This is a genomic window from Tsukamurella strandjordii, from assembly GCF_039525985.1.
Classification (GTDB): domain Bacteria; phylum Actinomycetota; class Actinomycetes; order Mycobacteriales; family Mycobacteriaceae; genus Tsukamurella; species Tsukamurella strandjordii.
This window is the reverse complement of sequence record NZ_BAAAII010000002.1, coordinates 76,429-91,271: the sequence shown is the minus strand read 5'-3', so window position 1 is coordinate 91,271 and position 14,843 is coordinate 76,429. Positions and strand designations below refer to the sequence as shown.

14 protein-coding genes are annotated in these 14,843 nt (G+C 71.3%); 13 read left to right on the top strand and 1 reads right to left on the bottom strand.

Going from position 1 to position 14,843, the window contains the following annotated elements; genetic code table 11:
- Position 1 precedes the first annotated feature (1 nt).
- The 9 genes from ABD108_RS01195 to holA all read left to right on the top strand — a co-directional run bounded on the left by ABD108_RS01195 (position 2) and on the right by holA (position 8,300).
- A complete protein-coding gene (locus ABD108_RS01195) occupies positions 2-1,483 on the top strand; it encodes a vWA domain-containing protein (protein WP_343929020.1) in 1,482 nt (493 codons plus the stop codon).
- A 34-nt stretch (positions 1,484-1,517) separates the two neighbouring features.
- Positions 1,518-2,225, top strand: a complete 708-nt coding sequence (gene nadD / locus ABD108_RS01190) for a nicotinate-nucleotide adenylyltransferase (RefSeq protein WP_343929019.1) — start codon at positions 1,518-1,520, stop codon at positions 2,223-2,225.
- The gene (rsfS, locus tag ABD108_RS01185) at positions 2,222-2,629 is read left to right on the top strand and encodes a ribosome silencing factor (RefSeq protein ID WP_305111769.1); all 408 of its coding nucleotides are present in this window, start codon (positions 2,222-2,224) and stop codon (positions 2,627-2,629) included. The genes nadD and rsfS overlap by 4 nt, the downstream gene beginning before the upstream one ends.
- Complete coding sequence (locus tag ABD108_RS01180) at positions 2,629-3,318, top strand: histidine phosphatase family protein (protein ID WP_220655992.1); 690 nt, start codon at positions 2,629-2,631, stop codon at positions 3,316-3,318. The genes rsfS and ABD108_RS01180 overlap by 1 nt, the downstream gene beginning before the upstream one ends.
- Positions 3,315-4,031, top strand: coding sequence for a diglucosylglycerate octanoyltransferase (gene octT, locus ABD108_RS01175; protein ID WP_343929018.1), 717 nt, complete (start codon positions 3,315-3,317; stop codon positions 4,029-4,031). Before ABD108_RS01180 ends, octT begins: the two co-directional genes overlap by 4 nt.
- A gap of 2 nt (positions 4,032-4,033) precedes the next feature.
- Positions 4,034-4,873, top strand: coding sequence for a DegV family protein (locus ABD108_RS01170; protein ID WP_220655990.1), 840 nt, complete (start codon positions 4,034-4,036; stop codon positions 4,871-4,873).
- Between the two features lie 125 nt (positions 4,874-4,998).
- Entirely contained in the window at positions 4,999-5,847 is an 849-nt protein-coding gene (locus ABD108_RS01165; RefSeq protein WP_343929017.1) for a ComEA family DNA-binding protein, read from the top strand.
- Between the two features lies 1 nt (position 5,848).
- Positions 5,849-7,423 (top strand): ComEC/Rec2 family competence protein, encoded by a 1,575-nt coding sequence (locus ABD108_RS01160; protein ID WP_343929016.1) that lies wholly within the window; start codon positions 5,849-5,851, stop codon positions 7,421-7,423.
- Entirely contained in the window at positions 7,311-8,300 is a 990-nt protein-coding gene (gene holA, locus ABD108_RS01155; protein WP_343929015.1) for a DNA polymerase III subunit delta, read from the top strand. The genes ABD108_RS01160 and holA overlap by 113 nt, the downstream gene beginning before the upstream one ends.
- Before the next feature lie 105 nt (positions 8,301-8,405).
- Here holA and rpsT read toward each other — a convergent pair whose 3' ends face one another.
- Complete coding sequence (gene rpsT, locus ABD108_RS01150; RefSeq protein WP_220655985.1) at positions 8,406-8,666, bottom strand: 30S ribosomal protein S20; 261 nt, start codon at positions 8,664-8,666, stop codon at positions 8,406-8,408.
- A gap of 313 nt (positions 8,667-8,979) precedes the next feature.
- Between rpsT and ABD108_RS01145 the strand changes: the two genes are divergently transcribed.
- From ABD108_RS01145 to ABD108_RS01130, 4 genes are read left to right on the top strand one after another with little or no spacing between them, the layout of a single operon-like run.
- On the top strand, positions 8,980-10,518 hold the full coding sequence (locus ABD108_RS01145) for a circularly permuted type 2 ATP-grasp protein (RefSeq protein ID WP_255585711.1): 1,539 nt from the start codon (positions 8,980-8,982) through the stop codon (positions 10,516-10,518).
- Positions 10,505-11,488 carry an alpha-E domain-containing protein gene (locus ABD108_RS01140; RefSeq protein WP_220655984.1) on the top strand — a complete coding sequence of 328 codons (984 nt, stop codon included), beginning with the start codon at positions 10,505-10,507 and terminating at the stop codon, positions 11,486-11,488. The genes ABD108_RS01145 and ABD108_RS01140 overlap by 14 nt, the downstream gene beginning before the upstream one ends.
- Complete coding sequence (locus ABD108_RS01135) at positions 11,485-12,327, top strand: transglutaminase family protein (RefSeq protein WP_220655983.1); 843 nt, start codon at positions 11,485-11,487, stop codon at positions 12,325-12,327. Before ABD108_RS01140 ends, ABD108_RS01135 begins: the two co-directional genes overlap by 4 nt.
- Complete coding sequence (locus ABD108_RS01130) at positions 12,324-14,819, top strand: excinuclease ABC subunit UvrA (protein ID WP_343929014.1); 2,496 nt, start codon at positions 12,324-12,326, stop codon at positions 14,817-14,819. The genes ABD108_RS01135 and ABD108_RS01130 overlap by 4 nt, the downstream gene beginning before the upstream one ends.
- Positions 14,820-14,843: the final 24 nt, after the last annotated feature.

The window sequence follows — 14,843 nt, the reverse complement described above, 5'->3', positions numbered from 1 at the left end:
GATGACAGCGCCCACCGGGACCCCGCTCGACGGCCACCTGCACGCCTTCGTCCGCGCACTGCGCGGCAAGGGCATGTCGATCGGGCCCGGCGAGGCGATCACCGCCGCCGAGGTGCTGACGGTGCTCGACCTCACCGATCGCAGCCAGCTCCGCGAGGGGCTCGCAGCGGTACTGCTGCGGGAACAGATGCACCGCAAGTCCTTCGACGTGATCTTCGATCTCTACTTCCCGGTGCGCGGTGGCCTGGGCCTGCCCGGATCCGCGTCGGGCAGTGGGACCGGTGGACCCGGTGGCTGCCAGGGCGTGCCCGGCGAGGTCGACCCGCTCACGATGCCCGCCGCCGACACCCCACCGGACCCCGATGCGGCGCGCGAGGCCCTGCGCCAGGAGGCCGTCGCCGCGCTCGTCGCCGGCGGCGACCACGACGGCATCGCCAGCCAGATCGTCGAGCAGCTCGGCGAGTACAACTCCGCCACCGGCACCGCCTTCTCCTCGTACCAGGCGCTCAAGGCCCTCAACCCGCAGACGCTCATCGCCGCGATCGCCAACGGCCTGCTCTCCGCCGCCGGCGAGGACGGGGCGCAGCCCGGCAGCTTCGAATACGAATCGGCGCGCCGCGTCGCGCGGGCACGGGTGGCCGAGCTCAGCGAGCGGGTCCGGGAGCTCACCTCCGTCGCGATGGCGGCCCGGCGGGGCCCCGAGGCCGTCGTCGAGTACGCCGCACCGCAGTTGCCGGAGAACGTGGCCTTCTTCGCCGCCACCCGCAGCGAACTGCATCGGATGGAGCAGACCGTGCGCCCCCTGGCCCGCCAGCTCTCCACCCGGCTGCTGGTGCGCCGTCGCCGCGCCCGCCGCGGACCCATCGATCTGCGCCGCACGCTGCGCAAGTCGATGTCCACGGGCGGCGTCCCGATCGATCTGGCGCACCGTCGGCCCCGGCCCACCAAGCCCGAACTCGTGCTCCTGTGCGACCTGTCCGGTTCGGTCGCGGGCTTCTCGAACTTCACATTGCTGCTCACGCACGCGCTGCGGGCCGAGTTCTCCAAGATCCGCGTCTTCGGCTTCGTCGATTCGGTGGACGAGATCACCGACTACATCGACACCAGCCGCACGCTCACCGTGGACACGGTGGTCGACATGTTCGACCGGGTGATCCGGGAGACCAAGGTCGCCCGGTTCGGCGGCTCCGACTACGGCAACATGCTGCGCACCTTCCTGCGCGACTTCCCCGACGCCGTCACCCACCGCGGCACCCTGCTGATCCTGGGTGACGCCCGCAGCAACCACACCGATCCCGCGCTGGCCGAACTGAACGAACTCGTCGAGAGCGCGCGGCACGCGTTCTGGCTCAACCCCGAGCGGAAGGTCTCGTGGGGAACGGGCGACTCGGTCGCCGACAAGTACCGCCGGGTGATCGACATGTACGAGTGCCGCACCGCCGGGCAGCTCGCCGATGTGATCGGGCGACTGCTGCCGGTCTGACCCGGCGCGCACGCACACCATAGGATCAACTCCCATGCCCACCGCACGCGAGTCCCGCGCCGCCGGCCGCAGCCGCGCCAGTGACACTGAACGCGGCCGCATCGGTGACACCAGACGCCGCCGCGTCGGCGTCATGGGCGGGACCTTCGATCCGATCCACAACGGTCACCTGGTGGCCGCCAGCGAGGTGGCCGACCGGTTCGACCTCGACGAGGTGGTCTTCGTCCCCACCGGCAAGCCCTGGCAGAAGAGCGGCGTCACCCCCGCCGAGGACCGGTACCTGATGACGGTGATCGCCACCGCCTCGAATCCGCGGTTCTCCGTGAGCCGCGTCGACATCGACCGCGGCGGCGACACCTACACCGTGGACACCCTGCGCGACCTGCGCGCGCAGGCCCCCGACACCGACCTGTACTTCATCACCGGCGCCGACGCGCTGGCCTCGATTCTGAGCTGGCAGGACTGGGAGGAGCTGTTCGGCCTCGCCACCTTCGTCGGCGTCTCCCGGCCGGGGTATCAGCTCGCCGCCGATCACCTGACGAACGTGCCGCGGGATAGATTGTTCCTCGTGGAGGTGCCCGCCCTGGCCATCTCGTCGACCGAGTGCCGCGCGCGGGCCGATGCCGGACGTCCTGTCTGGTACCTCGTCCCCGACGGCGTCGTGCAGTACATCGCCAAGCGCCGGCTGTACGAGAGCCACCCGGAGACCCCGGGCAGCACCCTGAACCCAGGAGGATCATGACCGCATCCGAGAACGCCCGCCGACTGGCCACCGTCGCCGCGCTGGCCGCCGACGACAAGCTCGCGACCGACGTCGTGGTGCTCGACGTGTCCGAGCAGTTGGTGCTCACCGAGGCCTTCGTGATCGCCTCGGCGAGCAACGAGCGCCAGGTGAACGCCATCGTCGAGGAGATCGAGGACAAGCTCCGCGAGATCGGCGTCAAGCCCACCCGCCGCGAGGGCACCCGCGAGGGCCGCTGGGCGCTGATCGACTTCCTGGACATCGTGGTGCACGTCTTCCATCAGGAGGAGCGCGAGTTCTACGCGCTCGAGAAGCTGTGGAAGGACTGCCCGCACATCGAGGTCGAGGGACTCGGCGAACGCTCCGCTGACGGGGACGCCGGAGACGCGCCCGAGGGCGAGTGATGCGGGTCGAGGACGGGCTCGACTCGTCGGTCGAGCGGCTCACCCCGACGGTGCGCCGGCTGATCCTGCTGCGGCACGGCCAGACCGCGTCGAACGCCGAGGGCCGGATGCAGGGGCAGCTCGACACCGACCTCACCGACCTCGGCCGCCGGCAGGCGCTGGCCGCCGCCGATGCGCTCGCCGACCGGGAGCCCCTGGCGATCCTCAGCTCGGATCTGCGGCGCGCCCGCGATACCGCGGAGGCGCTGAGCGTGGCGACGGGCGTGCCGGTGGAGACCGACCCGCGGCTGCGCGAGACGATGCTGGGCGACTGGCAGGGCCTGACCCATACCGAGGTCGACGCGTACATGCCCGGCGCCCGCCTGCGCTGGCGCGACGCACCGGAGTGGGCACCTCCCGGCGGTGAGGCCCGGGTCGATGTGGCCGCCCGCTCCTATCCCGTGGTCACGGAGCTGATCGACCGATTGCCCGAATGGGGCGATGCGGAACGGCCCGTGGTGCTGGTGGCCCACGGCGGCCTGGTCGCCGCGTTGACGGCCCGCCTGCTCGACCTGCCGGTGTCCTCGTGGCCGGTGCTCGGCGGCCTCGGCAATTGCAGCTGGGTGCAGCTCAGCGGTCACGGCGATGCGCCCCGCTGGCGCCTGGACGTGTGGAACGCCTCCGCGGACGTGGCCCCCGAGGTCCAATGACGGAACCGACGTCGACGCTGCTCGTGCTCAGCGATTCGCTGGGCTTCTACGGTCCCGAGGGCGCGCTGCCCACCTCCGATCCGCGGATCTGGCCCAATCTCGTGGCCGCCGCGCTCGGTCAGCGCTGCGAGCTGTTCGGCCGCGTCGGGTGGACCACGCGCGACGGGTGGTGGTGCGTGAGCCAGGATCCGCGGGTCTGGGCGACGATCCCGAACGTCGACGCCGTGGTGCTCGCGCTCGGCGGCATGGATTCGCTGCCCTCGCCCGTGCCCACCGCGCTGCGTGAGCAGATCCGGTACCTGCGGCCGGCATCGCTGCGAGCGCGGGCCCGCGACGGCTACGCGGTGCTGCAGCGGGTCTTCGCACCCGTCGGCTGGCCGATGGCGCTGCCCCCCGCGGTGACCCGGGACTACCTCGATCGCACCCACGCCTCGATCGCGGCGCTGCGGCCGCACGCGGCGACCGCCGTGCTCGGACCCGCGGTGCACCGCACGCGGGCGTACGCCTTCGCGCAGCCCGGCTGGGCCAGGACCGACGCCGCCATGCGCAGTTGGGCCGAGGAGGCGGGAGTGCCCTACGTGCCGGTCCGTGACCTGTGTGAGTGGTCGTTCGACCTGGGGATCAATAACATCGACGGGATCCACTGGTCGTTCGAGATGCACGAGCAGGTCGCGCAGCGCGTGCTGCGCGCCCTGCGCGCGGAGGGGAGGTAGTCGTGAGCGTGGTCGTGGTGACCGATGCCTCGGCGGCGATCGCGCCGGAACGCGTGCGGGAGGCGGGGATCCGCATCCTGCCGCTGCACGTGCTCTCGGCCGACGGCGAGTTCATCGACCGCGGTACCGGCTACGAGGCCGAGCGCTTCGTCAAGGAGGGCGTGACCACCTCGGGCCCTTCGGTCGGGGAGGTCCGCGAGGTGCTGGAGGCGGCGGTCGCCGAGGCGGACGGTGACGGGGTCGTGGTGATCACCATGAGCTCGCACCTGAGCTCCACCTACTCGACCGCGGTCTCGCAGGCGGCCCTGATCGACGACTCCATCCGGGTGATCGACTCGCGCTGCATCGATATGGCGATGGGCTTCGGCGTGCTGGAGGCTGCGCGCCTGGCCGCGGCCGGTGCCACCGCGGACGAGGTGGCCGAGGCCGCGCACGAGGTGCTGGGCTCCGCGGAGGGCTTCTTCTGCGTGGCCAAGCTTGACCACCTGCGTGCCGGAGGCAGGGTGAGCGCGCTGGCCGCACTGCTCGGTGGGGCCCTGCAGATCGTGCCGGTGCTGCGTCTGGCGGATGGCCGGATCGTCTCCGAGCGGAAGACCCGGACGGTGAGCCGTGCGCGGGATCAGTTGGCGCCCTTGGCCTCGGAGCATCTGGGTGACCGTCCGGCCCGGGTCGCGGTGCACCACGTGGAGGCCCCCGAGGCGGCGGCGAAGGTGGCCGAGCAGGTGCGCGCGGCGTTCCCGCAGCTGGTGGAACTGGTGATCGGGCCCTTCGGTGGCACCATCGCCGCGCACCTCGGTCCCGGCGCGGTCGGCGTCGCCGTGGCCCCGGCGCTCGGCGACTAGCACGCGCCGCTGACGGGCTGCCCCGCTAGCGGGCAGTTCTCCACAGGTTCGGGGTTATCCACAGGCACGCCGAATCCGCGGTTCTCCGCGGCTTCCACGACGGATCGCGGGCCTAGCGTGCGGGCATGGACGGCACACGGAATTCCCGCGACGACCGCGACGACGGCGCTAGCGACCAGGCGTACGCGCGACCCGAGTGGCTCGACGACTTCGCCGAGCCGCCGCGCGGGTCCCGCGCCGACGACGAACTCTGGGATCGGGAACCGACGGGGTGGCGCTCCACGGTCGACCGCGTGCGCACCACGCCGCGGGCGGCGGTCGCGCTGTGCGCCGTCGGGGTGATCGCGGCGATCGTGGCCGCCGTGGCGATCTTCGGGTCGTCCGGCTCCGGCGACGCGGGGCAGTACCCGGTGGTGAACTTCGCCGGGACATCCTCCACCGCTTCGGCATCCACGTCCGCGGCTGCTGTGCCGTCCAGCCCGGCCGTGCCGCGGGAGTTGGTGGTGGCCGTGGTGGGCCTGGTCCGCGCCCCCGGTCTGCATCGGCTCGCCCCCGGATCGAGGGTCGCCGATGCCCTGACCGCCGCCCGCGGCACCCTCGGCGGCGCCGACACCGCCGGTCTCAATCTGGCGCAGCCCCTGCGCGACGGCGACCAGGTGGTGGTGGGGGTGGCCGAGGGGAAGTCGGCGGTGAAGCTGCGCAGCTCGGTGGTCTCGGCGGGCGCGGGGCCGGGAGCCGCCGGCGCCTCCGGGGCCGCGGGTGGTTCCTCGGCCGTGCCCGGGGCGCAGGTGAACATCAACACCGCGGGAGCCTCGGAGCTCGACCGGTTACCCGGCGTGGGCGCGGCGACCGCTGCCGCGATCATCTCGTACCGGGAACAGAACGGGCCCTTCAAGACCGTCGAGGATCTGGGCAAGGTCGCGGGGATCGGCGACGCGAAGCTCGCCAAGATCAAGCCCATGGCCACGGTGTGAGATGCAGGAGCGCGTCGATCTGCGGTTGCTCCCGGCGGCTGCCGTGGCGTGGGCCGCCACCGCCCTCGCGCTGCGCTCCGCGGCCGCCGCGTGGTCGATCGCCGCCGTGCTGATCCTGGTGGCCGTCGCCGCCACCAGGATCGGCGGATCGTCGCAGACGGTACGGGCCGTGAGCATCGCGCTGGCCGCGGCGGCAGGCCTCGGAGCCGGAGTCGCCGTCTCGGTGGCCGTGCGCGTGCACGACAGGGAACGCGCACCGATCGCCGATTTCGAGGGTGCCGGCCGCGTGCTGGTGGTGCTGGAGGTGAACGAATGGCCGCGTCAGCGCAGCGGCGACCCGGGTGGCCACCTCGACGCCTCGCGGGTGCTGGTGCCGGCCACGGCACTGGCGGTGCAGGCAGTGGAGACGGTTCCCGCACACGGCTCGGTGCTGCTGCTCGGCTCCACCTTCGATCTGGGTTCGGTGGTGCCGGGGGAGCGGATCGCGATGCGCGCCACCGTGCTCCGCAGCACCCGCCCCGGCCTCGTCGCGGCGGTCCTCGTCGGATCGGGCGATCCCACGGTGCTCGAACGCGCACCGCCGCACTTCCGTGCCGCCGCACAGGTCCGCCGGTCGTTCGCGGCGGTGTCCGCGGACGCCCTGCCCGTCGACGCCGCGGGGCTGCTCCCCGCACTGGTGCTGGGCGACGAATCGCACACGCTCCCGACGGTGCGCGGCGACTTCCAGGACTCCGGACTCACCCACCTGACGGCCGTCTCCGGCGCCAATTTCGCCATCGTGGCGCTGTGCGTGCTGGGGCTGTGTGCGGCGCTAGGTTTGTCGATCACGGCGCGGGCGGTGGTGACGGCGGTGGCGATCATCGCCTTCGTCGGTCTGGTGGGTCCGACGGGGTCGGTGGTGCGGGCGGCGGTGATGGGCCTGCTCGGTGTGGGGGCGCTGGCGCTGCGACGCGGGCGGCAGCCCTTCTCGGCGTTGCTGGCGGCGATCGTGGTGTTGCTGGTGGTGCGGCCGCAGTTGGCGCTGGACCTCGGCTTCGCCCTATCGGTGGCGGCCACGGCGGGACTGATCCTGTGGGCACCGGTGGTGCGGGATCGGTTGGTGATGCGGAGGGTTCCGGACACGCTGGCGGGGCTGCTGGCCGTCACGGTGGTGGCGCAGGTGGTCACGCTGCCCTTGGTGGTGGCGCTGTCGGGTCGAGTGCCGTTGGGTGCCTTGCCGGCGAATCTGTTGGCGGGGCCGGTGATTCCCGTGATCACGGTCGTGGGAACGCTAGCGGCGATGTCTTCGCCGGTGGCACCCGTGCTCGCGGAGGTGGGGGCGCGGGCGACGGGGCCGGAGTTGTGGTGGGTGCTGATGGTGGCGCGGTGGTGTGCGCGGCTGCCGGTGCTGGTGGTGCCGGGCGGTTCGGTGGCGGGGCTGTTGCTCGTCGTGGCGTTCGGTGTCGTCGGTGCGGTCTGGCAGCATGGGAAGCGTGGCAGAGAGCGCGCGGGTACACGTGGTGGTGGGGACCGAGGACCTCCTGGTGGAGCGGGCCGTCTCCGCGATCGTGGAGGACGCGCGGGCGAACGCCGGTGACGCGAGCGCGCTGGGCGGTGAAGCGGTACCGGTGACTCGCTTGCGCGCGGGCGACGTCGACCAGTCCGAGCTCGCCGAACTGCTGAGTCCGTCGCTGTTCGCGGAGGAGCGGATCGTGGTGCTGGAGTCGGCGGCCGAGGCAGGGAAAGCGCCCGTCGACCTCATCGTCGAGGCGGCGCAGAACCCGCCGGACGGAATCACGCTGGTGATCGAGCACAGCGGTGGCGGCCGCGCGAAGTCGATGGTGGCCGCACTTAAGAAGGCCGGCGCCGCTGTGGTCGAGGTGCCCACCATCAGCAACGCGCGCGACCGCACCGATTTCGCGAAGTCCGAGTTCCGGGCGCAGAAGGTGCGGGTCTCCGACGAGCTGGTCGAGCTCCTGGTGGATTCGGTCGGCAAGGATCTGCGCGAGCTGGCCGCGGCCATCGCGCAGCTGGTGGCCGATACCGGCGGCCGGGTGGATCTGGCCGCCGTGAACCGCTACTACGCGGGCCGTGCCGAGGTCACCGGATTCGAGATCGCCGATAAGGCCGTCGCCGGACAGGTCGCCGCTGCGCTGGAGTCCCTGCGCTGGGCCCAGCACCGCGGTACGCCGCACGTGCTCATCGCCGACGCGCTGGCCGACGCTGTGCACTCGGTGGCCCGCATCCGTGGCCTGGGACGTACCCCCGATCAGTACCGGGACGCGGGGGAGCTGGGAATGGCGCCGTGGAAGGTCAAGAAGATGACCCAGGTGGCCCGCCGTTGGCGCGCCGAGAACGTGGCGCTGGCGCTGGCCGCTGTGGCCGCGGCGAACGCCGACGTGAAGGGCCAGGCGGCCGATCCGGACTACGCGCTCGAACTCGCTGTCCGGAAGGTCGCCACGCTCGCGAGCTGACGGCCCCGGCCGCACCCGGATACGCGAAAACCGCGCCGATCCGGTTCCGGCTCGCGTGGTGCCGGGGGACGGTTCGGCGCGGTGATACGCGCGTCTAGCGGAGGATCAGAGCTTGTTCAGCGCCAGGGCCAGGGCCGACTTCTTGTTGGCGGCCTGGTTGGTGTGGATGATGCCCTTGCTCGCGGCCTTGTCCAGCTGCTGGCTGGTGCTGGCGAGGAGGGTGGTGGCCTTGTCCTTGTCGCCCGCATCCACGGCCTCGCGGAAGTGGCGGATGGCGGTACGCAGCGACGACTTCGCCGACTGGTTGCGCAGGCGGTTGCGCTCGTTGGTCTTGATCCGCTTCATCTGGGACTTGATGTTGGCCACGCGTCAAACTCTCTTGTCACTCGAAAGGCATAAGAACAGTCGGTACTGACTGCCGACGTACCAGGTTACCAGCGCGGCGGGGACAACCCAAATCGCAGTGCTGCCCGGGCGAACATCACCTGGCCCACACCTTGCCACCGCCTGAACGAGTGCGCTGCCGAATCGCGGCCGGTACGGCACGATATGGCGAGTGACCCCGCAGAAACAGGCCAAGTCCCACACCCGGCGGCCGGCCGTTCCCCGACTGTCCGACGATGCGCGGCTGTTCGCGGGATACGACGACGCCCCGTCGTTCGGTGCCGCCTACGACGAGATGTTCGCCGAGGACGGCACGGTCCGCTCCCCGTACAAGCGGGTCTTCGAGGCGCTCTCCTCGGCCGACGAATCCGATCTCGCCGCGCGCGTCGACGCGCTCGGCGCCGCCTTCATCGACCAGGGCGTGACCTTCTCGCTGGAGGGCCGCGAGCGGCCCTTCCCCCTCGACCTGGTGCCGCGCGTGATCGCCGCAGGCGAGTGGAACCGACTCGAGAAGGGCATCAAGCAGCGGGTCCAGGCGCTCGAACTGTTCCTCGACGACATCTACTCCGAACAGGAGATCCTGCGCGATCAGGTGGTGCCCAAGCGCCTGGTCACCTCGTGCGCGCACTTCCACCGCCAGGCGGCCGGCATCCGCCCGCCCAACGGCGTGCGCATCCACGTGGCCGGTATCGACCTGATCCGCGACGCCGAGGGCACCTTCCGCGTGCTGGAGGACAACCTGCGCTCCCCGTCGGGCGTGAGCTACGTGATGGAGAACCGCCGGACCATGGCGCAGGTCTTCCCCGACCTGTTCCTGCGCCACCGCGTGCGGGCCGTGGGTGACTACAGCTCGCACCTGCTGCGGGCGCTGCGCCGGTCGGCCGCGTCCAACGAGGCCGACCCCACCGTCGTGGTGCTCACACCGGGCATGGCGAACTCCGCGTACTTCGAGCACTCGCTGCTCGCCCGCCAGATGGGCGTCGAACTCGTCGAGGGCCGCGACCTGTTCTGCCGCGACAACGTGGTCTACATGCGCACCACCGGTGGCGAGCAGCAGGTGGACGTGATCTACCGCCGCATCGACGACGACTTCCTCGACCCCATGCAGTTCCGGCCCGATTCGGTGCTCGGCGTGGCCGGGCTGCTCAACGCCGCCCGCGCCGGCAACGTGGTGATCAGCTCGGCGGTGGGCAACGGCGTGGGCGACGACAAGCTCACCTACACCTACGTGCCCGAGATCATCGACTACTACCTCGGCGAGAAGCCCCTGCTGCAGAACGTGGACACCCTGCGCTGCTGGCTCGACGAGGAGTGCGAGGAGGTGCTCGACCGGATCGACGAGCTGGTGATCAAGCCGGTCGAGGGGTCGGGCGGCTACGGCATCGTCTTCGGGCCCGACGCCAGCGAGAAGGAGCTCGCGGCCATACGCCGCAAGGTGGCCGCCGATCCCCGCGGCTGGATCGCGCAGCCGGTGGTGCAGCTCTCGACGGTGCCCACCAAGATCGGCGAGAGCGCCCGTCCGCGGCACGTGGACCTGCGTCCCTTCGCGGTCAACGACGGTGACGACGTGTGGGTGCTGCCCGGCGGCCTCACCCGCGTCGCGCTGCCGGAGGGCTCGCTCGTGGTGAACTCCTCGCAGGGCGGCGGCTCCAAGGACACCTGGGTGCTCGCGGCGCGATCCTCCGTCGCGGAGGCCGAACTGGAGGGCGAGGCGCTGGTGCCCTCGCGCGATCTGGCGGAGCAGCCCCAGGTGGAACTGGGGCCCGATCTGAGCCAACAGGATCAGCAACAGCAACAGGCGACCTGGACGGAGGCACCGCATGCTCGCGCGTAACGCCGAGGCGCTGTACTGGATCGGCCGGTACTCCGAACGCGCCGACGACACCGCCCGGATGCTCGACGTGACGGCCCACCAGTTCCTGGAGGACGCCACCGTCGACGAGGACCGCGTCTCGCGACAGCTGGTGCGGGTCTTGGGCATTCCGGAACCGCCCGCCGATCAGCCGCTCGACCTGCGGTCGGTGACCGAGGTGGTGGCCTACAACCGGGATCCCGGCAGCGGTTCGATCGCGGCCACGATCTACGCGGCGCGGGAGAACGCCCGCGGTGCCCGCGAGGTGACCTCGTCGGAGATGTGGGAGTGCCTCAACTCCACGTACAACGGCCTCGCCGAACGCGAGCGCGCGGCGCGCCGCCTCGGCCCGCACGAGTTCCTCAACTACATCAAGAACCGGGCGGCGATGTTCTCCGGCCTCACCGATTCCACGCTGTCGCGGGACGAGGGCTACCGGTTCCTGTTGCTGGGCCGCTCGATCGAGCGGATGGACATGTCCATCCGGTTGCTGCTCTCCCGCGCCGGCGATCGGGCGAGCTCGCCCACCTGGGTCACGGTGCTGCGCGCGACCGGCGCGCACGACACCTACCTGCGTACCTACCGCGGTGTGCTCGACGCCGCCCGCGTGGTCGAATTCATCCTCGTCGACCGGCTCTTCCCGCGGTCGGTGATCCACGCGCTCACCACCGCCGAGGACTGCCTGAACGCGATCGAGGGCGGCCGCGAGGGTCGCCTCGGCACCCGCACGGAGGCGCAGCGCCTGCTGGGCCGGGCCCGTGGCGAGCTCGAATTCCTTGCTCCCGGTGAGCTGCTCGACGATCTGCAGCGCCGCCTGGTCGCGCTGCAGGAGCTGGGACACGAGGCGGGCGAGGCCATCACCGCCCGCTACTTCCACGTGACGCCCTACGTCGCCTGGACCGATGCCCGCGCCCGCGGCGATATCGACACCATCCTGGAGGGGGAGCTGTGAGCTGGCGTCTTCGAGTCGTGCACTCCACCGGATTCGGCTACAACGCGCCGGTCACCTCGTCGTACAACGAGGCCCGGCTCACGCCCCGCAGTGACCAGCGGCAGAACGTGATCCTCAACCGCGTCGAGACCGTCCCGGCCACCCGTGCATACCGGTACACCGACTACTGGGGCACCGCGGTCACCGCTTTCGACCTGCACGCGCCGCACACCGCACTCGAGGTGACCGGTGCCTCGGTCGTCGAGACCGAGGCTTCCGAGCCTCCGGAGGAGATCGTGAGCTGGGAGGAGCTCGACTCGGCGCGCGTGCGCGACCGCTACGACGAGCTCCTGGGTTTCACCGATTACGTTCCGCGGCACCGCAAGCTGGGTTCGCAGGCGAAGAAGCTCGTCAAGGACCTCGGTCCCGACGAAGCGGTGCTCGAGTTGTGCCGCTGGGTGCACGGCGAGTTGGACTACGTGCCCGGCACCACCGGCGTGCATTCGTCCGCGATCGACGCGTGGGACGAGCGCAAGGGCGTCTGCCAGGACTACGCGCATCTCACGCTGCTGATGCTGCGCAGCGTGGGCATCCCGGCCCGATACGTCTCCGGGTATCTGCATCCGCAGCGTGACGCCGAGATCGGCTCGACGGTGGCGGGCGAGTCGCACGCCTGGATCGAGGCGTGGACCGGCCACTGGAACGGCTACGACCCCACCAACGACGTGCCGATCGGTGAGCGGCACGTGTCCGTGGGCGTGGGCCGCGATTACGCCGATGTGCCCCCGCTCAAGGGGATCATCGCGGGCGGCGGGGCCTCCGATCTCGACGTGGTGGTGGAGATCACCCGCCTCGCATGACATTCGACGTCCCGCTGCAGATCGCCGTCCGGGGTGCCCGGGTGCACAACCTCCGGGACGTCGACGTCGATGTGCCGCTGCGTCGTCTGGTGGCCATCGCGGGCGTCTCGGGTTCGGGTAAGTCCTCGCTCGCGATGGGGGTGCTGTATGCGGAGGGCTCGCGCCGTTACCTGGAGGCGCTGTCCACCTACACCCGGCGGCGGATGGCGCAGGCGCCGCGGGCCGCGGTCGATTCGGTGGAGCACGTGCCCGCGGCGCTCGCCCTGCGCCAGCGCCCCGGTGTCCCCGGTGTGCGCAGTACCTTCGGCACATCCACGGAGCTGTTGAACGTGGTGCGGCTCATGTTCTCCCGGCTCGCGTCGCACCGCTGTCCGAACGGGCATTACCTGGCCCCGACGATCGACGTCGCGGCCGGGATGGACCTCACCTGCCCGGAGTGCGGAGCAGGTTTCACCCCGCCCGGCGCGGAATCGCTCGCGTTCAACTCCGACGGCGCCTGCCCCACCTGCGCGGGCACCGGCATCGTCCGCGAGATCGACGGTGCCACACTGATCCCCGACCCGTCGAAGACGATCGCCGACGGCGCCGTCGCACCCTGGTCGATGTTCGGCTTCTCCTTCATGCCCCAGGTCGTGGCCGACCTCGGCGTCCGCATCGATGTGCCCTTCGCCGAGCTCACCGACGCCGAGCGGGAGATCGTGCTGCACGGCCCCGCGGAGAAGCGGAATGTCGCGGTCTCCAGCAAGAGCGGCAAGCTTTTCGAGGTCAATTTCACGTATCGGAGCGCGAACGCCGCCGTGCAGGAGGCACTCGACAAGGCCACGACCGAGGCGGGACTGGGGCGGGTCAATCGATTCGTGCGCTCGGGGCCCTGTTCCGACTGCGGTGGCACGCGCTTGAGCCCGCAGGCGCGGGCGCCCCGGATCGGTGATCTCGGGCTCGCCGAGGTGACGGCGATGCCGCTCGACGAGGTGGTCGCCTGGGTGCCGGGCGCCGTTGAACCGCTGCCGGCGGACATGCGGGAGATGGCGGCGATCCTCGTCGACTCGCTCCTGTCCATCGCGCGGCGGTTGCGGGAGCTCGGGCTCGGCTACCTCGGCCTCGATCGGGCGGCAGGCACGCTGTCCACCGGTGAGCGGCAGCGGGTTCAGCTCGCCCGCGCGGTCCGCAATCGCACCACCGGCGTGCTGTACGTGCTCGACGAACCGTCGGTCGGCCTGCACCCGGCGAACGTCGAGGGCCTGGTCGGCGTGATGCGCGATCTCCTCGCCGACGGCAACTCCGTCGTGGTCGTCGATCACGACCTGGACGTGCTGCGCGAGGCCGAGTACCTGATCGAGATCGGCCCCGGCTCGGGCGGCGAGGGCGGTCGCGTGATCGCGACGGGGACCGTGGCCGAGTTGGAGTCCGATGCGGCGTCGCTGCTGGGCGGATTTCTGGCCGGTCGGGAAGCGGTCCGCGTGCGCCCGCGTCTCGCTCCCGACGAGGTCTTCGCGCCGGGCCGGATCCACCTGGAGACGGCGCCGCTGCACACCGTGCAGGCGCTCACCGTCGACGTCCCCGTCGGCCGGATGACAGCCGTCACCGGCGTCTCCGGCTCGGGCAAGACGACGCTGGTGCTCGAATCCCTCGTGCCGGCGATCTCGGCGCACGCCGCGGGAGAGCCGCTGCCGGAGCACGTCAGCGTGCTGGAGGCCCCGTCCATCGGGCGCGTGAACCTGGTGGATGCAACACCGATCGGGATCAACGTGCGCTCCACCGTCGCCACCTACAGCGGCGTGCTCGACGACCTGCGGCGTGAGTACGCCAAGACCGATGCGGCGAAGGTCCGCGGCTACAAGACGGCCGACTTCTCCTACAACACCGGATCGCTGCGCTGCCCCCGCTGCGACGGCACCGGACAGGTATCGCTCGACGTGCAGTTCCTCCCGGACGTCGACATCGAATGCCCGGCGTGCGGCGGACGCCGGTACGCCCCCGCGGCGGCGGACGTGCGCTGGCCGGAACCCGACGGCCTCGCGCTCCCCGAACTGCTCGCCCTCACCGTCCGCGAGGCGGCGGACCGGATCGCCTTGCCGCGCATCGCGAAGAAGCTGCGCACCCTGGTGGACCTCGGGCTCGGGTACCTCACCCTCGGTGAATCCACCCCCGCGCTCTCCGGCGGCGAGGCGCAGCGGCTCAAGCTGGGCAACGAGCTCGGGCGCGACCAGTCCGACGCGGTGTTCGTGCTGGACGAGCCCTCGGTGGGCCTGCACCCGAAGGACGTCCGCGTGCTGCTGGACGTGGTGCAGCGGCTCGTGGATCGCGGCGCCACGGTGATCGTGGTCGAACACGATCTGGACATGATCGCCAATGCCGACCACGTGATCGACCTCGGTCCCGGAGGCGGCGCCGCGGGCGGAACCGTCGTCGCCACGGGCACACCCGAACAGGTGGCCGCAGCCGCCGGGAGTGTCACCGGGCGCTACCTGCGTCCGCATCTGGAGGCGTGACGGCACTGCCGACGAGGAGATGAA